General features: G+C 68.1%; 20 protein-coding genes and 2 tRNA genes. 8 read left to right on the forward strand and 14 right to left on the reverse strand.

Annotation, left to right across the window (positions count from 1 at the left end; all coding sequences use genetic code 11):
• Positions 1-12: 12 nt before the first annotated feature.
• Positions 13-714, reverse strand: a complete 702-nt coding sequence (locus ACP15J_RS09810; RefSeq protein WP_424936809.1) for a TetR/AcrR family transcriptional regulator — start codon at positions 712-714, stop codon at positions 13-15.
• 64 nt (positions 715-778) lie between these two features.
• On the opposite strand from ACP15J_RS09810, the gene ACP15J_RS09815 reads away from it, so the two are divergent.
• Entirely contained in the window at positions 779-1,534 is a 756-nt protein-coding gene (locus ACP15J_RS09815; RefSeq protein WP_424936810.1) for an SDR family oxidoreductase, read from the forward strand.
• Between the two features lie 72 nt (positions 1,535-1,606).
• Here the strand turns inward: ACP15J_RS09815 and ACP15J_RS09820 are convergent, their stop codons facing one another.
• Entirely contained in the window at positions 1,607-1,777 is a 171-nt protein-coding gene (locus tag ACP15J_RS09820) for a hypothetical protein (protein WP_424936811.1), read from the reverse strand.
• 72 nt (positions 1,778-1,849) lie between these two features.
• On the opposite strand from ACP15J_RS09820, the gene ACP15J_RS09825 reads away from it, so the two are divergent.
• Positions 1,850-2,461, forward strand: a complete 612-nt coding sequence (locus tag ACP15J_RS09825) for a TetR/AcrR family transcriptional regulator (protein WP_424936812.1) — start codon at positions 1,850-1,852, stop codon at positions 2,459-2,461.
• Positions 2,462-2,466: 5 nt separating this feature from the next.
• Here ACP15J_RS09825 and ACP15J_RS09830 read toward each other — a convergent pair.
• The 5 genes from ACP15J_RS09830 to ACP15J_RS09850 all read right to left on the reverse strand — a co-directional run bounded on the left by ACP15J_RS09830 (position 2,467) and on the right by ACP15J_RS09850 (position 5,708).
• Positions 2,467-2,539, reverse strand: a tRNA-Ala gene (locus tag ACP15J_RS09830).
• Between the two features lie 70 nt (positions 2,540-2,609).
• A tRNA-Ile gene (locus ACP15J_RS09835) sits at positions 2,610-2,683 on the reverse strand.
• A gap of 90 nt (positions 2,684-2,773) precedes the next feature.
• Positions 2,774-3,679 carry a DUF4097 family beta strand repeat-containing protein gene (locus ACP15J_RS09840; protein WP_424936813.1) on the reverse strand — a complete coding sequence of 302 codons (906 nt, stop codon included), beginning with the start codon at positions 3,677-3,679 and terminating at the stop codon, positions 2,774-2,776.
• Entirely contained in the window at positions 3,679-4,383 is a 705-nt protein-coding gene (locus ACP15J_RS09845) for a LuxR C-terminal-related transcriptional regulator (protein ID WP_424936814.1), read from the reverse strand. The genes ACP15J_RS09840 and ACP15J_RS09845 overlap by 1 nt, the downstream gene beginning before the upstream one ends.
• The gene (locus ACP15J_RS09850) at positions 4,371-5,708 is read right to left on the reverse strand and encodes a histidine kinase (protein WP_424936815.1); all 1,338 of its coding nucleotides are present in this window, start codon (positions 5,706-5,708) and stop codon (positions 4,371-4,373) included. Before ACP15J_RS09850 ends, ACP15J_RS09845 begins: the two co-directional genes overlap by 13 nt.
• Positions 5,709-5,818: 110 nt before the next feature.
• On the opposite strand from ACP15J_RS09850, the gene ACP15J_RS09855 reads away from it, so the two are divergent.
• Entirely contained in the window at positions 5,819-6,532 is a 714-nt protein-coding gene (locus tag ACP15J_RS09855; RefSeq protein WP_424936816.1) for a VIT1/CCC1 transporter family protein, read from the forward strand.
• A 141-nt stretch (positions 6,533-6,673) separates the two neighbouring features.
• On the opposite strand, the gene ACP15J_RS09860 is transcribed toward ACP15J_RS09855, so the two are convergent.
• The 7 genes from ACP15J_RS09860 to dnaA form a co-directional block, all read right to left on the reverse strand.
• Entirely contained in the window at positions 6,674-7,078 is a 405-nt protein-coding gene (locus ACP15J_RS09860) for a DUF3566 domain-containing protein (RefSeq protein ID WP_424936817.1), read from the reverse strand.
• Complete coding sequence (gyrA, locus tag ACP15J_RS09865; RefSeq protein WP_197220622.1) at positions 7,075-9,627, reverse strand: DNA gyrase subunit A; 2,553 nt, start codon at positions 9,625-9,627, stop codon at positions 7,075-7,077. Before gyrA ends, ACP15J_RS09860 begins: the two co-directional genes overlap by 4 nt.
• Before the next feature lie 31 nt (positions 9,628-9,658).
• Positions 9,659-11,740, reverse strand: a complete 2,082-nt coding sequence (gene gyrB, locus ACP15J_RS09870; RefSeq protein WP_424936818.1) for a DNA topoisomerase (ATP-hydrolyzing) subunit B — start codon at positions 11,738-11,740, stop codon at positions 9,659-9,661.
• Positions 11,741-11,858: 118 nt separating this feature from the next.
• Entirely contained in the window at positions 11,859-12,359 is a 501-nt protein-coding gene (locus ACP15J_RS09875; RefSeq protein ID WP_424936819.1) for a DUF721 domain-containing protein, read from the reverse strand.
• On the reverse strand, positions 12,346-13,545 hold the full coding sequence (gene recF / locus ACP15J_RS09880; protein ID WP_424936820.1) for a DNA replication/repair protein RecF: 1,200 nt from the start codon (positions 13,543-13,545) through the stop codon (positions 12,346-12,348). The genes ACP15J_RS09875 and recF overlap by 14 nt, the downstream gene beginning before the upstream one ends.
• A 110-nt stretch (positions 13,546-13,655) precedes the next feature.
• On the reverse strand, positions 13,656-14,798 hold the full coding sequence (dnaN, locus tag ACP15J_RS09885; protein WP_424936821.1) for a DNA polymerase III subunit beta: 1,143 nt from the start codon (positions 14,796-14,798) through the stop codon (positions 13,656-13,658).
• 438 nt (positions 14,799-15,236) lie between these two features.
• Entirely contained in the window at positions 15,237-16,640 is a 1,404-nt protein-coding gene (gene dnaA, locus ACP15J_RS09890) for a chromosomal replication initiator protein DnaA (protein ID WP_424936822.1), read from the reverse strand.
• A gap of 305 nt (positions 16,641-16,945) precedes the next feature.
• Between dnaA and rpmH the strand changes: the two genes are divergently transcribed.
• The 5 genes from rpmH to ACP15J_RS09915 are packed head-to-tail and all read left to right on the forward strand — an operon-like array spanning position 16,946 to position 19,357.
• A complete protein-coding gene (rpmH, locus tag ACP15J_RS09895; protein ID WP_022879826.1) occupies positions 16,946-17,083 on the forward strand; it encodes a 50S ribosomal protein L34 in 138 nt (45 codons plus the stop codon).
• 5 nt (positions 17,084-17,088) lie between these two features.
• Entirely contained in the window at positions 17,089-17,430 is a 342-nt protein-coding gene (rnpA, locus tag ACP15J_RS09900; protein WP_424936823.1) for a ribonuclease P protein component, read from the forward strand.
• The gene (yidD, locus tag ACP15J_RS09905; protein WP_424936824.1) at positions 17,427-17,777 is read left to right on the forward strand and encodes a membrane protein insertion efficiency factor YidD; all 351 of its coding nucleotides are present in this window, start codon (positions 17,427-17,429) and stop codon (positions 17,775-17,777) included. Before rnpA ends, yidD begins: the two co-directional genes overlap by 4 nt.
• Before the next feature lie 9 nt (positions 17,778-17,786).
• Complete coding sequence (gene yidC, locus ACP15J_RS09910; RefSeq protein ID WP_424980942.1) at positions 17,787-18,854, forward strand: membrane protein insertase YidC; 1,068 nt, start codon at positions 17,787-17,789, stop codon at positions 18,852-18,854.
• On the forward strand, positions 18,851-19,357 hold the full coding sequence (locus ACP15J_RS09915) for a protein jag (RefSeq protein WP_424936826.1): 507 nt from the start codon (positions 18,851-18,853) through the stop codon (positions 19,355-19,357). The genes yidC and ACP15J_RS09915 overlap by 4 nt, the downstream gene beginning before the upstream one ends.
• Positions 19,358-19,396: the final 39 nt, after the last annotated feature.

The raw sequence follows: 19,396 nt of genomic DNA on the forward strand, positions 1-19,396 counted from the left end.
CGGGAGGACCGGTCACGGTCCGGACGTCGGCGTGGGGATCTCATTCAGGCGTCGGATCCAGCTGAGCAGCAGGCGCGTCTCGTCCGCACCGAGGATCTCGGGGTGCGCCGCCGCGTGCTCGACGAGATCGCGGACGCGCGGCTCGGTCCCGGCATGTCCCGTTCCGGTGATCGCGGCGATCACGCCTTCCCGCACTGCGACGGAGAGCGGTCGATCCTCGGCCGCTTGGACGATCTGACGAAGGGTGACCCCGATGTTGGCCGCAAGGATGTGTGCGGCGGCCTGTGCAGAGGGCACCACGAGACGGCCCTGACGCTCGGCTTCCACGCACATCGCGTGGAGGATCTCGCTCGGCCGGGACTGCGCGGCCGGAGCATGGCCCGGCTGCACCGATCCGTACATGAGCGCGTAGAAGCCGGGGTTGGCGATCCCGAACGCGACATGCGCGTCCCAGCCGTGCCGAAGGTCCTGGATCGGGTCACCGCTCGGCTCCGCGGCCTCCTTCCGGGCCAGGTACATGTCGAATCCGCGCTCGATGATGGCCTCGATCAGCCCCTGCTTGCTGCCGAAGAAGTGGTACAGCGTCGGCATCTTCACGCCGACGCGATCGCATACCGCACGGAGCGAGAAGTCGTCGCCGGGCTGTGCCGCGATGAGCTCCGCCGCCGCGTCCAGAAGACGCGTGCGTGTATCGGCGTGCGATTCGTCTGTCATGGGGTTATAGTAGTCCCGAACGATGCTATGCCAACATATGGCAATGATACATAGGGGGATGACGATGACCACTCGCACACTGAACGGCAAGAACGTCCTGATCGCCGGCGGAGGCAAGAACCTGGGCGGCCTGTTCGCGCGCCAGGCGGCAGCGGCCGGCGCGAACGTCGCGATCCACTACAACTCCGAGTCCAGCCGCGCCGAGGCCGAGCAGACGCTCGCGGCGATCGAGGCGGCCGGGGTGAAGGGCGTGCTCCTCGGCGGTGACCTCACGGTCCCGGCGAACGTGGAGAAGCTGTTCGCGGACGCCGAGGCCGCCATCGGGACCATCGACGTCGCGGTCAACACCGTCGGCAAGGTCCTGCGCAAGCCGATCGTCGAGACGACCGAGGCCGAGTACGACTCGATGTTCGACATCAACGCGAAGGCGGCGTACTTCTTCATCAAGGAGGCCGGGAAGAAGCTGGCCGACGGCGGCAAGATCATCACGATCGTCACCGCGCTGCTCGGCGCCTTCACCGACGGCTACTCCACGTACGCGGGCGGCAAGAGCCCGGTGGAGCACTTCACCCGCGCGGCGGCGAAGGAGTTCGGCGTCCGTGGCATCTCCGTCACGTCGATCGCTCCCGGTCCGATGGACACCCCGTTCTTCTACGGCCAGGAGACACCGGAGCGCGTGGAGTTCCACAAGTCGCAGGGGATGGGGAACCGGCTGACCCACATCGAGGACATCACGCCGATCATCTCCTTCCTCGCCACCGACGGATGGTGGATCACGGGACAGACGATCTTCGCCAACGGCGGCTACACCACCCGCTGAGCATCGCGGTCCCGACGGGGACGGAGGGGCGATCCCCCTCCGTCCCCGTCGTCGTCAGCGCTCGCAGACCCGTCAGGCCCGGAACGGCTGCAGCTGGTCGGGCGAGAAGTAGTTCTGAGTGACCGCGCCGACACGCACGAGGATCTTTCCCCGTGCCTCGTCGAACGAGACGACGGTGCCGACGTTCCCGGTCATCGTGGGGCCGGTGATCTGGACGGTGTCTCCGATGGCGAAGCCCTGCATGGTGGTTCCCCCGTTTTCTTTAGTACAGCGTGCTAATAAGGCACACTAGCACGGCGTGCTAATGTTTTCTCGATGACGCCCGCATCAGAGCGCAACGGCCCCCGGACCCGCGACCGCATCGTCCAGGCCGGGGCTGCCATCGTCCAGGCCGGGAGCGAACGTCTCACGGTGCGGAACATCGCCGCGCGCGCAGGAGTGGGGATGGGAACCCTCCGCCACCACTTCCCGACCCAGCGCGCACTGTCCGACGCGGTGCTCGCGGCGATATACGAGGAGGCGCTCCCCGACGAACGGATCCGTGACACGACGGTTCCCGCGGCGGAGCGGCTGCTCGAATGCCTCCGCCATCTGCTGGCCCCGGTCGGGACCGGCCAGGCGGCGCGGGAATCCTGGGCGGGGATCTTCCGCTCGTTCATCGACACCACGGCAGCCGCCGAGAGTCGCGACGGATACGTGGACCTGCATCGGCAGACGATGCGTCGGGTGGGCTCCTGGCTCGCGGTCCTCACCGAGGAGGGCACGCTGGCGCCCGGCGACAACACGGTTCGCACGCAGTTCCTGCTGACCGTCGTCAACGGGCTGGCACTGCAACGGGCTCTGCCATCCGAAGAGACGACGCTCGATCTGGAGAACGCGGTCTTGCGGGCGGCGATCGACGCCCTGCCGCTGACCGGCGACGTCTGAGACTGTGGAGCCTAGGAGATTCGAACTCCTGACATCTTGCTTGCAAAGCAAGCGCTCTACCAACTGAGCTAAGGCCCCGAGGCGGATCCTCTGCCGGGACCGTAAGCCGGTCCGGGCGGAGTCCGGAGGGTGTTCAGTTGTTGCGGAGTGGGGCTACCAGGACTTGAACCTGGGACCTCTTCATTATCAGTGAAGCGCTCTAACCGCCTGAGCTATAGCCCCGCATCAACCTCCAAGACTTTACCGGACGCCGACGCAATCACGAAATCCGTTCGCCCTCCAGGAGCCCGCCTCCGGCAGGCCGGTCTGCGGTCAGTCCGCGGGTCGGAGCGTGAGGGTGCCGGCCGAGACGGTGGCGCGCACCGTGCTCGTCGCGGCGGCGGAGGTCTCGAGCTGGTTGTCGAGGCGGCCGGCGCTCACCTCGTCCTGCACCGCGTAGACGCCCTTCGGCACCGCCACGTCCATGCTCCCCGCCGTGAGATCAAGGACCATGCGCTCCGGCTGCCGACCCGAGAAGGCGGCCTGCAGACGGCCCGCAGAGGCGGACAGCTCGGCGGACGAGACGTTCGCGAGCGAGAGGTCGGCGCGACCCGCGCTGACCTCGGCCTTCACGGTACGAGCAGACCCGTCCACCCGCACCGACCCGGCACCGAGCTCGACCTCCAGCTCGCGGAAGCCGCCGTCGGCGCGAAGCGACCCGCTGGAGACGGCGAGGTCGGCGTCGAGAAGACCATCGAGGCTCGACGGAAGCGTCACCGTGACGGTGACCTCGTCGAAGGCCCAGGCGCCGATCCACCAGCCGAACGTCTCCTGCGGACCACGCACGGTGAGCTTGTCACCCTCCCGCCGCATCTGCCAGTCCCCGCGCGTCTGTCCCGAGACGTCCAGGGTCGCCTCGTCGACGTTCGCGAAGCGCACGTTCACACGTGCGGCGGCGGAATCGACATCGAGAGCCTTGAGACCGGCGACGTCCAGAGCGGCGCCCTGGATCACCGTGTCGGAGGAGAACTGACCGGTGGCGGCGAAGGCAGCGCCGCCACCGGCACCGAGGAGAGCGAACCCGCCCACGATCGCCGCAGAGATCGTGATCCCGAGGCCGCGCGACACCTTCGACTCCCCGGAGAGGGTCGGCGCCGAGGCCGGCACCCCCGGAGCCGTGCCGGGCGCAGACGCCCTTCCCTCGGACGGATCGGGCGGTGAGAGGGGAGTGGTGTTCATCAGTTCGCTCCTGTCTGGGGCGGCACCGGAGTGCCGGAGAGGTTCTCGATATGGGCGATCGCGGCGAGGACGCGGCGGTTGCCGGACTCATCCGGCTCGAGGCCGAGCTTCTGGAAGATCGCGGTGATGTGCTTCTCGACGCTCGCCTCCGAGAGGAAGAGGAGGCCGGCGATCGCCTGATTGGACTTGCCCTCGGCGATCAGGGCGAGGACGGTGCGCTCGCGCTCGGTGAGCGTGCGCATCCGATCGTCCTGATTGCGGCGGGTGAGGAGCTGAGCCACCACCTCGGGGTCGAGGACGGTCGCCCCGCCCGCGATCCGCCGCACTGAGTCGATGAACTCGGCGACATCGGCCACCCGATCCTTGAGCAGGTAGCCGAGGGGACCCGGCGCACCGGGTCCGGTGCCGTTCTGCGCCGCGATGAGGTCGCTCGCATAGCGCTCCTCGACGTACTGGGAGAGCACCAGGAGAGGAAGACGCGGCACGCGGCGGCGCAAGGCCAGCGCCGCGCGGATCCCCTCGTCCACGAAGGTCGGCGGGAGCCGGACGTCGAGGATGCAGAGATCGGGCGCCGTCGCGTCCACGGTCTCGTCCAGCGTCGTCGCGTCCGGGAGCGCGGCGACGATCTCGTGCCCCGCGTCCTCCAGCAGCCGGACGAGCCCCTCACGCAGGAGGACCGAGTCCTCGCAGATCAGGATGCGCATGGGACGCTCACCTCCAGGCTCGTCGGCCCGCCGGCCGGGCTGTCGAGCCGCACGGTCCCGCCCGCCGCGAGGACGCGGTTGGAGATGCCGTCCAGCCCTCCGCCGGGAAGCACCTGCGCGCCGCCGAGGCCGTTGTCCTCGACCCTCGCCCACAGCGTGCCGTCTTCCCGGCGTCGCACCACCACGCGACACTCGCTCGCGCGGGAGTGCTTGGCCGCGTTCGTGAGGGACTCCGCGATGGAGAAGTAGACGGCCGCCTCCGCGTCCCTGCTGCACCGCCCGTCGGTGCGCACGTCGAGCACCACCGGGATGTGGGAGCGCCCGGCGAGCGCGGAGAGAGCAGCGTCGAGCCCCCGATCGTCCAGCACCGAGGCGTGGATGCCACGAGCCAGCTGCCGGAGCTCGGTGATCGCGGCCTTCGTCGAGGTGTGCGCCTCCTCGATCAGGGCCTTCGCCGCATCCGGATCGTTGTCGATCTTCTGCTGGGCCATGCCCAGGGTCATCCCGACCGAGACGAGGCGGGGCTGCACGCCGTCGTGGAGGTCTCGCTCGATACGGGTCCGCTCGACGTCGGCGGCACGCACGGCGCCCGCCCGCTGCGCGGTGCTCGTGCGCACCTGCTCGGTGAGCTCGGCCTCTCGCACGGGGGTCGCGACGATCGCGCGGGAGATCACCCGATGAAGAGCCGCCAGGCCCCAGAGGATCACGAGGGATCCGGCCACGCCCAGCCCGCCGACGAGCGGCGCCCAGGCGACCGGATACCACGCGCCCCACACGGTGTCCGCGTCGGCGGTGGTGAAGAGCGGGGCGAACGCCGTGACCGCCGACCAGCACAGCCACTCGAACGCGCGCAGCACGATCGAGCCGAGCGCGCAGGCGATCACAAAGTTCGCCACCGCCCGCCACGTCCTCCCGTCGATCGCCTGCCGCCCCAGTGCACGAAGCCAGCCGACGAACCCGGGCGACTGCCGCGGCCGCAGCCGGAGCGCGGGAAGGTCGAACCCATAGAGCCCGTTGAGGCGGGCGATCTCGAACCAGCCGACGCCGAAGAGGGCGTAGACGAGCCCGACGAGCAGGACGATCCCCACGCCGAAGACGAAGCTGAGGCCGATCCCGGTCGCGAACGCGCCGGCGAACGATCCGATGACCCCCCACCCGACCAGTCCCAGCGCGGCGAGCTCAAGGATCGTGAGCACCAGCCGCTGCGGCGGCCTGGTCGACGCGGGCGGAGCCGACCGGGCCGGGATCGGGGGCGCCACCGGGGTCGCCGTGGGCGCCGACGACGCCGGGCCGGCGGCCGGGAAAGGAGACGGGTTCGTGGTCATGGCTCCACGGTACGGCCGGGAACCGCCCGCCGGAACGGAGACAGCCGGACGCTCGCCTTCCGGGTTTCCGTAATCACCCGTCGCACCCGAAACCAGGCCATGATGGAGCCATGACCGTCTCGCATGAGGGAGAGGCGCACGGCGAAGGGCTCGCGCAGCGGCTCAACTGGCTGCGCGCGGGAGTGCTGGGAGCCAATGACGGCATCGTCTCGGTCGCCTCTCTCGTAGTCGGCGTCGCCGGCGCGACCACGGAGAACGCGGCGATCCTCACCGCGGGCATCGCCGGGCTCGTCGGCGGAGCCATCTCGATGGCACTGGGCGAGTACGTCTCGGTGAGCAGCCAGCGCGACAGCGAGCGCGCGCTCATCGCGAAGGAGCGACACGAGCTCAGGACGATGCCGGAGGAGGAGCTCGAGGAGCTCACCGAGCTCTATCGTCGGCGCGGGCTGTCCGAGCAGACCGCGCGCAAGGTCGCCGAGGAGCTCACGGCGCACGATGCGCTCTCCGCACACCTGGAGATCGAGCTCGGCCTCAAAGAGGACGACCTGGTCAATCCCTGGCATGCCGCGCTCTCCTCGGCCGTCGCCTTCACGCTCGGCGCCCTCCTGCCGCTGATCGCGATCCTGCTCCCGCCGCCGGAGATCCGCGTGCCGGTCACGTTCGTCGCCGTGCTCGTCGCCCTCGCCGCCACCGGGGCGATCGCCGCACGGATCGGCGGCTCCGCCCCGTTGCGCGCGTCGATCAGGCTCGTGATCGGGGGTGCGCTCGCCCTCGTCGCCACCTGGCTGATCGGCACGCTCCTGGGCACCTCCGGCGTGGTCTGACCGGGGCGCTCCTCGTGTCACATGTGGCCGGGCGGGCTCCGGCGTGTGCGAGCGGGGGCGGGGGAAGCCCGGGTCCGGAACATCGCCGAGGGAACGCGAAGGGCCCCGGATCCGGAGATCGCGGGGCCCTTCGACAGAACGTCAGTGGGAGGTGAAGCCGACCAGCAGACCGCCGGTGACCTTGACGGCGAGGTTGTAGATCCCAGCGATGACGGCGCCGAGCACCGTGAACACGATGAGGTTCAGGATCGCCACGACCGAGCCGAAGGCCAGGACCTGCGGAAGACCCAGGATCGCGGCGAGCGAGATCTTGTTCTCGGTGATGCTGCCGATGAGCTCGTCGCCCTTGGTGACCAGACCGGTCGCCTGGATGATCAGCCACACCAGGAGGAAAGACACGATGGTCGCGATCGCCAGCGCCACCGCCCCGAGGAACGACAGCTTCAGAGCCGACCAGAAGTCGACGTAGACCAGGCGCAGGCGGACCTGCTTCCCCGTGGTCTTCTTGGAGGACTTCTTGGCGAGCTTGTCGGCTACCGTGCTCATGCGTCCGTGTTCTCCTCAGAGGTGGGGGTCGTCTCGTCGGCCGGGTTCTCGGAGACGTCAGAGTCGGCTTCCTCGGCGAGTCCGCGTTCGGTGTTCCGGGCGATAGCCAGGATCCGATCGTCGTCCCCGGTGCGTGCGAAGACGACTCCCATGGTGTCGCGGCCCTTCGCCGGCACCTCGGCCACGGCAGAGCGTACCACCTTGCCGCTGGCAAGGACCACCAAGACCTCGTCGTCCTCCGCGACGATCAGACCGCCTGCCAGGACGCCCCGGTCGTCGTTCAGCTTGGCGACCTTGATGCCCTGTCCGCCTCGGCCCTGGACGCGGTACTCCTCCACGGCGGTGCGCTTGGCGTAGCCCCCGTCCGTGACGACGAACACGTATCCGTCGGAGGTGACGAGCGAGGCGGAGAGGAGGCTGTCCTCCTCACGGAACTTCATGCCCTTGACGCCCTCGGTCGCGCGTCCCATCGGCCGGAGCGCGTCGTCGGTCGCATGGAAGCGCAACGACATGCCCCGGCGGCTGATCAGCAGGATGTCGTCGGTCGCATCGGCGAGGAACGCGCTCACGAGCTCGTCCTCCTCGCGGAGACGGATCGCGATGACCCCGCCCTGGCGGTTGGTGTCGTAGTCGCCCAGACGGCTCTTCTTCACGAGACCGCCCCTTGTCGCGAGCACGAGGTACTCGGCGGCCTCGTAGTCGCGGATGTCGAGGATCTGCGCGATCTTCTCCTCGGGCTGCAGCGCGAGCAGGTTCGCGACATGCTGACCCTTGGCGTCGCGTCCCGCCTCGGGGATCTCGTAGGCCTTGGAGCGGTACACCCGGCCCTTGTCGGTGAAGAACAGCAGCCAGTGGTGCGTCGTCGTCACGAAGAAGTGCTCGACGAGGTCGTCCGCCCTCAGCTGCGCACCCTTCACGCCCTTGCCGCCACGGTGCTGCGAGCGGTAGTTGTCGCTGCGCGTGCGCTTGATGTATCCCTCGCGGGTGACAGTGACCACCATCTCCTCTTCGGGGATGAGGTCCTCCATCGACATGTCGCCGTCGAAGCCGTGCAGGATGTGGGTGCGGCGCTCGTCGCCGAAGCGCTCGACGATCGCGGTGAGCTCCTCACGGATGATCGTGCGCTGACGGGCGGGGTCGGCGATGATCTGCTTGTACTCGGCGATCTGCGCCTCGAGCTCGTTCGCCTCGTCGACGATCTTCTGTCGCTCGAGGGCCGCCAGGCGACGCAGCTGCATCTGCAGAATGGCGTCGGCCTGCGCGTCGTCGATGTCGAGGAGGGTCTTCAGTCCCTCGCGGGCGTCGTCGACCGTCGGAGAACGGCGGATGAGCGCGATGACCTCGTCCAGCGCGTCGAGCGCCTTGAGGTAGCCGCGCAGGATGTGCATCCGCTCCTCGGCCTTGCGCAGCCGGAACCTCGTGCGCCGGACGATGACGTCGATCTGGTGGTCGATCCAGTTCGTCACGAAGCCGTCGAGCGCCAGCGTACGGGGCACGCCGTCGACGATGGCGAGCATGTTCGCGCCGAAGTTCTCCTGCAGCGAGGTGTGCTTGTACAGGTTGTTCAGCACCACCTTCGCCACCGCGTCGCGCTTGAGCACGACGACGAGGCGCTGGCCGGTGCGATCGCTGGACTCGTCGCGGATGTCGGCGATCCCGTTGATCCGCCCCTCACGGGCGAGATCGCCGATCTTGACCGCGAGGTTGTCGGGATTGACCTGGTAGGGCAGCTCGGTGATCACCAGGCAGGTGCGGCCCTGGATCTCCTCGACGTTCACGACCGCGCGCATCGTGATCGAGCCGCGTCCGGTGCGGTAGGCCTCGTGGATGCCCTTGGTGCCGAGGATCTGCGCGCCGGTGGGGAAGTCGGGGCCGGGGACCCTCCGGATCAGCCCGTCCAGCAGCTCCTCGCGCGGGAGACCGGGATTGTCCAGCGCCCACAGCGCCGCATCGGCGACCTCACGGAGGTTGTGCGGCGGGATGTTCGTCGCCATGCCGACCGCGATGCCGACGGAGCCGTTGACGAGGAGGTTCGGGAACCGCGCCGGCAGGACGTCGGGCTCCTGGGTCTGGCCGTCGTAGTTGTCGGAGAAGTCGACCGTCTCCTCCTCGATGTCCCGCACCATCTCGAGGGCGAGCGGGGCCATCTTGGTCTCGGTGTACCGGGGGGCTGCCGCGCCCATGTTGCCCGGAGAGCCGAAGTTCCCCTGGCCGAGGGCAAGGGGGTACCGCAGCGACCACGGCTGCACCAGGCGCACGAGCGCGTCGTAGATCGCGCCGTCGCCGTGCGGGTGGTACTGGCCCATGACCTCGCCGACCACACGGGCGCACTTCGAGAACGACTTGTCGGGACGGAAACCTCCGTCGTACATGCCATAGATCACACGGCGGTGCACCGGCTTCAGGCCGTCGCGCACGTCCGGCAGCGCACGGCCCACGATGACGGCCATGGCGTAGTCGAGGTAGCTCCGCTGCATCTCGGACTGCAGGTCGACCTGGTCGATCTTGCCGTGCTCATGGAACGGATCGGGACGTTCTTCGTCAGTCATGTCTTCTCTGTCGTCTCGTGTCTGCCGCGGATCAGATGTCCAGGAAGCGGACGTCCTTGGCGTTGCGCTGGATGAAGGTCCGTCGCGACTCGACGTCCTCTCCCATCAGCACGCTGAAGATCTCGTCGGCCGCCGCGGCATCGTCGATGGTCACCTGGCGGAGCGTCCGCGTGGTGTGGTCCATCGTCGTCTCCCACAGCTCCTTGGCGTTCATCTCGCCCAGGCCCTTGTAGCGCTGGATGCCGGCGTCCTTCGGGATCCTCTTGCCGTTCGCGAGGCCGTCCTTCAGCAGGGCGTCGCGCTCCGCGTCGGAGTACACGTACTCGTGCGCGGCGTTGGTCCACTTCAGGCGGTAGAGCGGCGGCATCGCGAGGTAGACGAACCCGGCCTCGATGAGACCGCGCATGTAGCGGAACAGCAGGGTCAGCAGCAGCGTGGTGATGTGCTGGCCGTCGACGTCGGCGTCCGCCATCAGGACGATCTTGTGATAGCGCGCCTTCTCCAGGTCGAAGTCCTCGCCGATGCCCGTGCCGAAGGCCTGGATCATCGCCTGGACCTCCTTGTTGGCCAGAGCCTTGTCGAGGCGAGCGCGCTCGACGTTGAGGATCTTGCCGCGCAGCGCCAGGATCGCCTGGGTGTGCGGGTCGCGACCCTGCACGGCGGAGCCGCCGGCCGAGTCTCCCTCCACGAGGAAGATCTCGCTGATCGACGGGTCTTTGGAGGTGCAGTCCTTGAGCTTGTCGGGCATGGCCGCCGACTCGAAGACGCTCTTGCGGCGTGCGGTCTCGCGCGCCTTGCGCGCGGCCAGTCGCGCGGTCGCGGCCTCGACGGCCTTGGTGACGACGTTCTTCGCCTGCTTCGGGTTGCGGTCGAACCAGTCGCCGAGCTGGTCTCCGACGACCTTCTGCGTGAACGCCTTCGCCTCGGTGTTGCCGAGCTTCGTCTTGGTCTGCCCCTCGAACTGCGGCTCGCCGAGCTTGATCGAGATGACCGCGGTGAGCCCTTCCCGCACGTCGTCGCCCGTGAGATTGTCGTCCTTCTCCTTGAGGATGTTGTTGGCGCGCGCGTAACGGTTCACCAGCGTGGTGAGCGCCGCGCGGAAGCCCTCCTCGTGCGTGCCGCCCTCGTGCGTGTTGATCGTGTTGGCGTAGGTGAAGACGTTCTCGGTGTAGCCGGTCGTCCACTGCATCGCGACCTCGAGGGAGATCTTGCGCTCGGTGTCCTCGGACTCGAACGCGATGATCTCGTCGTTGACGACCTCGGCCTTGCGCACGTGGTTGAGGTAGTCGACATAGTCGACGAGGCCGCGCTCGTAGAGGAACACGTCCTCGCGCTGCCTCGTGACGATCGTTCCGTCGACCTCCTCCTCGACGATCGCGGAGGCGCGCTCGTCGTGCAGCTCGATCCGCAGGCCCTTGTTCAGGAACGCCATCTGCTGGAACCGGGTGCGCAGCGTGTCGTAGTCGAACTCGACGGTCTCGGTGAAGATCTCGGGATCCGGCCAGAACGTGATGATGGTCCCGGTCTGGTCGGTCTCCTCGCCCTTCTCCAGCTTCTGCTGCGGGACCCCTCCGTTCGCGAAGCTGTGGCGCCAGACGAATCCCTGCCGCCGGATCTCCACCTCGAAGCGGGTGGAGAGCGCGTTCACGACCGAGGAGCCGACGCCGTGCAGGCCGCCGGAGACCGCGTATCCGCCGCCGCCGAACTTGCCGCCCGCGTGCAGGATGGTGAGAACCACCTCGACCGTCGACTTGCTCGGGTCGGAGGAGTGCGGGTCGACCGGGATCCCTCGACCGAAGTCGACCACGCGGATCCCGCCGTCGGCGAGTATCGTCACGATGATCGCGTCGTTCGCTCCGGCGAGCGCCTCGTCGACGGAGTTGTCGACGATCTCGTACACCAGGTGATGGAGACCACGGGGCCCCGTCGAGCCGATGTACATGCCCGGACGCTTGCGTACAGCCTCGAGTCCTTCGAGGATCTGGATCGCGTCGGCGCCGTAGTCGCCGGATGGCGAGGCGCCGGTCTTGTCGGGAGTCTCTGTGCCCCCTGCGTTCTGGGGAGACGGGTTCGTTGTCGACTCGTTCTCGTCGGAGGGGGTTTCAGGCGTCATCGGAAGGCAGGCTCCACATCGAAATCTAGACCCTCATCTTACCCTGGTTCCGCTCCCAGCGCAGGCTTGTGCGCCCGTGTGCGCGTCTGAAACGCCGAAGAACAAGATGGACCCTGCCTCACCCATAGGTATCGCGAGGACCACGCCCTGGAACGGCTCTCGGACCCCATTTCCACGAGGGGACGTCCGGTCCGACGAAGCGGATGTTCTCCACACCGGCCTCCGGGTAGCGTCGGCCGATCTCGGTGACGATCACCGCGCGCATGTACTGGAGGTTCTTCGCCCAGGCCGTCGAGTCGCACTTGACGGTGAGCATCCCGCCCTCGAGCGAGACCGGCTCGGAATGACGCGCGGTGTCGGGTCCGGCGAGCTCAGCCCATTGCCGCACGAGGTCCTCGCGGCTGAGCGTGGCCTCCCAGCCGGAGTCCTTGCTGAGCGCGGTGAGCACGTCGCCGAGCGCGCCGGGATCGCGTCCTGGCGTGAACGGCGCGTTCTCGTCGTCGTCGACGATCCGGCGCCTCCGCCTCCAGGAGGTCGAGCTGGGGGTGAGGCCCCGCAGCCGCAGATAGGTCGCGACGGTCTCGGGGACGCGGACGCCGACCCCTTCACGATCCGTCATGACCGGCCTCCGTCCGTTCGCCGCCCGTGTCCTCGTCGCCGCGCTCGTCGCTGATGGTCCCGGCCGAGATCCGCACGACGTGCCGATGCAGGACCTCGGGGATATCCTCTTCCACCGCGGCCGTGACGACGACCTGCTCGTATCCCGCCGTGATGCCGGCGAGCCTTCTGCGCCGCTCGGCGTCGAGCTCGGCGAACACGTCGTCGAGGATGAGCACGGGATCGCCGGCCGGGGACTCGTTGCGCAGCAGCTCGGCCGACGCGAGTCGCAGGGCGAGCGCGACCGACCAGGACTCGCCGTGCGACGCGTACCCCTTGACGGGGAGACCACGGACCCGCAGAACGAGGTCGTCTCGATGCGGGCCCACGAGGGTCAGCCCGCGCTCCAGCTCGGCCGCGCGCTTGGCGGCGAGCGCGGCCCGGAAGAGCTCGGCCGTGGATCCGCCCGCGGTCGCGTCCTCCTCGTCGACGCCCTCTTCCGGATCCCCGCCGCGGATGGACTGCGCCCAGTGCAGCCGCGGGTCGTGGTCCTCTCCGGCGATCGCGGCGTAGGCTTCGGTCAGCGGCGGCTGAAGGTCGGCCGCGAGACGGGAGCGAGCGTCGATGATCTCGGCGCCGAGGGCGACGAGCTTGTCGTCCCAGACGTCGAGCGTCGTGAGCGCGTCGCCGCGGACGCCCCTGGCCCTCGCCGACTTGAGCAGCGCCGTGCGCTGGCGGAGCACGCGGTCGTAGTCCCCGAGGACGGCGGCCATCCGCGGAGTGCGCTGGATCAGGAGCTGATCGGCGAACCGCCGCCGAGCGGACGGGTCGCCCCGGACGATCTGGAGGTCTTCCGGGGCGAAGAGCACGACGTGCGCATAGCGGGGGAGGTCGGCGGTGCGTCCCGGTGCGCCGTTGATCCTGGCCTTGTTGGAGCCCTGACGGTTGATCTGCACCTCCGCGAGCACGGTGCGCTGGCCGTGGGCCAGCCGTGCGCGGACGATCGCGGCGTCCTGTCCGTCGCGCACCATCGGCGCATCGGAGGAGACCCGGTGCGACCCGAGCGTCGCGAGGAAGACGATCGCCTCGGCGAGGTTGGTCTTGCCCTGTCCGTTGCGTCCGACCAGGACGTTCGGGCCCCGGTGGAGGACGAGATCGGCGGTGGCGTAATTGCGGAAGTCCACGAGGTTGAGGCGCTCCACGATCACCGCATCAGCCTATCCGGGAGCGATGACATCGCCGCCTGCGACGAAGGACGGAACCGCGCAGGAGAGCAAAGGCTCGCCACGGCTCACGTGACCGGCCACATGCCGAACGCTCAGCGCAGCAGGAGGTTGGGCTGAAGCAGGTACTTGAACGAGTCGAGGCCGGCCTGATCGACCGAGGTCTGGCTCGTGACGAGCACCGGGCTCAGCTTGTTGGCGTTGTCGGAGGAGGTGAAGGTGACCCGCACGAACTCGCTCTTCACGGCGCCGAGCGCCTCGAGCAGGTACTGCGGGTTCAGTCCGAGGGTCACCTCGTCGCCGCCGAGGAGGTGGGCGTCGACCGACTCCGAGGCGCGGGCCTGCTCGCTGCCCGAGGCGTCCATCGTCACGCTGTCGGACCCGAACGTGAACCGCAGCGGCGCGGAACGGTCCAGGACCAGGGACACACGGCGCACAGCCTCAGCCAGCTCCGCGGTGTTGACGACGGCGTGGTGCTCGGTCTGGTCCGGGAACAGGCGACGTACGGGCGGGAAGTTGCCCTTGATGAGCAGCGAGGTGACCGTCTTGTTGCCGGCGGTGAAGGCGATGATCTCGCGGTCGCCGGCGCCGGAGAACGAGATCTGGATGGCGCCCGCGTTGCCGAAGGTCTTCCCGACCTCCTGCAGCGTGCGGGCGGGGACGAGCGCGGTCTGCTCCGAGGACTCGCCGTCCCACGGCACGTCGCGCAGCGACACCCGGTAACGGTCGGTGGCGACCAGGCTCAGCTGCTGCCCGCTCACCTCGAGCTGCACGCCGGTGAGGACCGGTGTCACGTCGTCGCGAGAGGCGGCGAAGCCCACCTGGGCGATCGCGGTGCTGAAGTCGTCGGCGGGGACCACCCCTGACGTGCCGCTCACCTCGGGGATCGACGGGTACTCCTCGACCGGCATGGCCGCGAGGGTGAAGCGCGCGGAGCCGCAGCGCACGGCGATGCCGCCGTCGTCCTCGACCGCGATCTCGATCGGCGCGTTCGGCAGTCGACTGGCGATGTCGGAGAGCAGGCGACCGTGGACGAGGATCGTGCCAGGCTCGTCCACGGTGGCTTCGATCGTCGTGCGTGCAGACGCCTCGTAGTCGAAGGCCGAGAGGGTGAGCCCGTCGTCGCCGGCCTCGATCAGGACTCCCGCGAGGATCGGCTGGGGGTTGCGCTGCGGGAGCAGCTTCACGACGAAGGACACAGCTTCGCTGAACACATCGCGATTGACCTGGAACTTCACTGAGCGCTCCTTCGTCGTCGTTCCACGGCAGACGCCGTCGCATGGCGAACGCCACGGGATCCCATGCTAATGCCAGGTTTCTTCGGATCCGCCAGCGGGCCGTCCGGCGGACGAGGGTCGTCCACGTCCGTGGCTCCTCAGGTGATCGGAGGGCCCTCTCCTGGGTTAAGTCCTTAACGATGTTAACAACTGTGGAGAATGTGGATAACTCTGGGGATTCCTGACGGGACAAGGGAACTACACGCGTGTGAGATGTGGATTTCCTGCGGAATCGTTGGGATCGGAGGCGATGGCCTTGCCGGTGCTTCCGCGAGGTTATCCACAGGATGAAGGGTTGGCTGGGGATTTCCGGGCCCTTCGACGGGCTGTCCTCCACAAGTTATCCACATGTGTATGACGTGAAATACCGCGGACGGACGGAAGGGCGGATCGCTCGGTTCAGCGCCGGCCGAGCTGCGTGGTGATCTCGGTGACCTGGTTGTAGATCGAGCGACGCTCCTTCATGAGGTCGCTGATCTTCTTGTACGCGTACATGACCGTGGTGTGGTCGCGGTTGCCGAACAGCTGCCCGATCTTCGGGAGCGAGAGGTTCGTCCGCTCACGGCACAGGTACATCGCGATCTGACGCGCCGTCGCGATCTGCTGGGATCGGCTGGAGCCGTAGAGGTCGTCGACCGTGAGCTTGAAGTAGCCGGCGGTGGCGGTGATGATGTCGGTCGGCGAGATGATGTTGTCCTCGGCCTGGTCGACGATGTCGCGGAGAACCGTCTGCGCGAGGGCCATGTCGAGCGTCGAGCGGTTGAGGCTCGCGAACGCGGAGACGCGGATGAGGGCGCCCTCGAGCTCACGGATGTTCGAGGAGACGACCGTTGCGATGTACTCCAGCACCTCGTCCGGGATGTGCAGGGCCTCACTCTGCGCCTTCTTGCGGAGGATGGCGATGCGGGTCTCGAGGTCGGGCGCCTGGACGTCGGTGATGAGGCCCCACTCGAAGCGGCTGCGCATCCGGTCCTCGAACCCGGTGAGGTGCTTGGGCGCGACGTCGCTGGTGATCACGACCTGCTTGTTGTGATCGTGCAGGGTGTTGAACGTGTGGAAGAACGCCTCCTGGGTCTCCGCGCGTCCTTGGAGGAACTGGATGTCGTCGATCAGGAGGATGTCCACGTCGCGGTACCGGGCCTGGAAGGCGGCGCCGCGGTTGTTCGCGATCGAGTTGATGAAGTCGTTCGTGAACTCCTCGCTCGAGACGTATCGGACGCGGACTCCCTGGTAGAGGGACTGCGCGTAGTCGCCGATCGCGTGGAGGAGGTGGGTCTTGCCGAGGCCGGAGTCCCCGTAGATGAAGAGCGGGTTGTACGCCTTGGCCGGGGCCTCGGCCACGGCGACCGCCGCGGCGTGGGCGAAGCGGTTCGACTGCCCGATCACGAAGCTGTCGAACGTGTACTTGGGGTTGAGGCGGGAGTCGTGGCGGATCGGCGTCGGCTGCTCGATGGGGGACTCGGCGCGCGGCTGCTCCTGTCCCTGGCGCGGACCCCCGAAGTCCGCGACCGGGATCGGCATCGTCTGCTGCTCGGCGAGCTCCTGGTTCACGATCACACGGAAGGCGGTGACCTCGTCGCCGGCGCGGCCGAGCGCCTCCATGATCGGCAGCCGGAGGCGCTTGTTGATCTGCGCCGCGGTCAGGTCGTTGGGGACGTCGAGGTAGAGGGTCGCGCCCATGACGCCGGCGGGGACCGCGAGGCTGAGGAAGCCGTGCAGCTGCGGGGTGACGCGATCGTCGTCGGCGAGGGCGTCGAGGAGGACGTTCCAGATGGGAACCTCTGGCTGCGCGGATGACGACATGGTGCTCCGGGGGTTGGAGCGGCGGCGCAGAGCGGCCTGCCGGCTGTGGATAACTGCTCGTGCCACGGTAGTCAGCGCGGCGGCGGAGGGCAACCTGCGTCCCGGATTCTGGGGAGAACGTGCGGACGCGTGTCGGTTCCGCGGAACCCTCCACAGCTGTGGATAATGGCTGAGGCCAGGAGCCTCGGTTTGCGATGTCAGGGGCGACGTCGTAGCCTTAATCGGTTGACTTATGCCTTTCGGCAGTCTTTGTCCGCCCGTCTCCGGTCGCAGCGATCCCGGTGACAGCACTCCCGGAGTAACTCATGAGCAAGCGCACCTTCCAGCCCAACAACCGTCGTCGCGCCAAGAAGCACGGTTTCCGCGCCCGCATGCGTACCCGCGCCGGCCGCGCCATCCTCTCGGCACGCCGCGCGAAGGGCCGCACCGAGCTCTCGGCCTGAGACCTGTGCTCGCCCGCCGCCACCGGCTCACGCGCGGGAGCGACTACCGATCGGTGGTCCGCCGCGGTAAGCGGTATGGCGGTGCGCGGGTCGTCACCTCGGTCCTTCTCACGGACGAGGACCGCCCCACGAGGTTCGGCTTCATCGTGAGCAAGCAGGTCGGCACCGCCGTCGTCCGCAACACCGTGCGGCGACGGCTGAAAGACGTGTGCGCGCGCACCCTCGACCGGCTCCCCGTCGGCACGGATGTCGTCATCCGAGCCTTGCCGGCCGCGGCGGACGCCCCGTTCGCCGACCTGCTCGCGGACGTCTCCCGGGCCGTGGCCCGCATCGAGGCCCGCTCATGAGCGCCCTTCCGTCGTACGCGCGGGGGACGGCGCACATGCACGGCGCCGACGCGTTACGTGCGATCCCGCTTGTCCCGAGGAACCTCGTCCTGGGCTTCCTGACCGCGTATCGAGCGGTGATCTCGCCGCTGTACGGGGACGTCTGCGCTTTCTACCCATCCTGTTCCGCCTACGCTGTAGGTGCGGTGCAACAGCACGGCGCCCTCAAGGGCGCGGGGCTGGCGGCATGGCGCATCGTCCGGTGCAACCCCTGGACCCATGGCGGTGTGGATGACGTGCAGCCGCACGAGAACTTCCGGTACGCCCTCACTCCGCGAGGGTTCGTCGTACCTTCCCGAAAGGACTGATCTGTGGGCCTGGACCTTCTGCTGGCGGCGTCGTCGCCGACCCCGTCCGAGGGTGGCGGCTTCGACCTGATCGGCACCATCATGTGGCCGTTCAAGTTCCTGGTCGAGGCGATCCTCGTCGGATGGCACTGGCTGCTGACCGCCGTCGGGCTCCCGACCGCGGCGGGACTCACGTGGGTGCTATCGATCGTCGGTCTCGTGATCGTCATCCGCGCGGCCGTCTTCCCGCTCTTCGTGCGGCAGATCAAGAGCCAGCGGAAGATGATGGAAATCGCTCCTGAACTGCGAAAAGTTCAGGAGAAATACAAGGGAAAGCGGGATCAGCTCAGCCGTGAGGCGATGAGCCGCGAGACCATGGCGCTGTACCGGAAGCACGGGACGACGCCGATGTCGAGCTGTCTTCCGCTGCTCGTGCAGATGCCGTTCCTGCTGGGGATGTTCTACACGCTCAGCGACGTCAAGAAGCACGCCGAGGCGGGCGTCGGCGGCGTGGGTCTGCTCAGCGCGGCGCTCACGAAGGAGTTCTACGACGCGAAGCTCTTCGGCGTCGCGCCGCTGCACACGAGCCTGATCGATGCGATCAACCAGAAGCCCGAGGGCTGGGAGGTCACGGTCACGATCCTCGTGATCCTCGTGATCCTCATGATCGCCTCGCAGTTCTTCACCCAGCTGCAGATCATCTCCAAGAACCTCTCGCCTGAGGCCAAGACCGGTCAGGCCTATCAGATGCAGCGCATCATGCTCTACGTGCTGCCCCTCGGCTTCATCTTCTCGGGTCTGTTCTTCCCGCTGGGCGTGGTGATCTATTGGTTCGTCAGCAACCTGTGGACGATGGGGCAGCAGTTCCTCGTGCTGCGCGAGATGCCGACCCCCGGATCCGATGCGGCGAAGGCGCGCGAGGAGCGCCTGGCGCGCAAGGGCAAGGCGATCAACGCCGAGGGCAAGGTCGTGCCGATGGAGAGCTACCAGGCCGAGCAGCGTCGGATGCTGGAGGAGGCTGAGCGGGCGAAGGCGGAGGCTCCGAAGCGACAGCAGCCGATGAGCAAGAAGCGCGCGAAGAAGAAGGGTGAGTCGTGAGCGAGCAGGAGACCACCGCGGCGGACCCGCGGCACGAGAGTCGCTCCGTCAGTGAGCTGGAGCACGAGGGCGACGTCGCGGCAGACTTCATCGAGGGACTCCTCGACGTGGCGGACATCGACGGCGATCTCACACTCGACGTTCGCCAGGGTCGGGCCTATGTCTCGGTCGACGCCGAGGGCGACGGCCTTCGAGTCCTCTCTGAGCCGGACACCGTGCAGGCGCTGCAGGAGTTGACCCGGCTTGCCGTGCAGAGCAAGACGGGGGCGTTCTCCCGCCTCATCCTCGACGTCGGCGGATCGAGGGACGCCCGTCGTCACCAGCTCGAGAGGCTCGTCGACCTCGCCGTGACGAAGCTCGAAGACGGGGCTTCGCAGGCCTCTCTCCCATCGATGTCGAGCTATGAGCGCAAGCTGGTCCATGACATCGTCGCCGAGCGGGGTCTCGTCTCCGAGTCCTATGGCGAGGGGCCGAGTCGACACACCGTGATTCGGCGTGCCTGACGTTTCACGTGAAACATCCCGTCCCTGCGTGACGAGGTC

Source organism: Microbacterium sp. S308A+, assembly GCF_049800815.1.
Classification (GTDB): Bacteria; Actinomycetota; Actinomycetes; order Actinomycetales; family Microbacteriaceae; genus Microbacterium.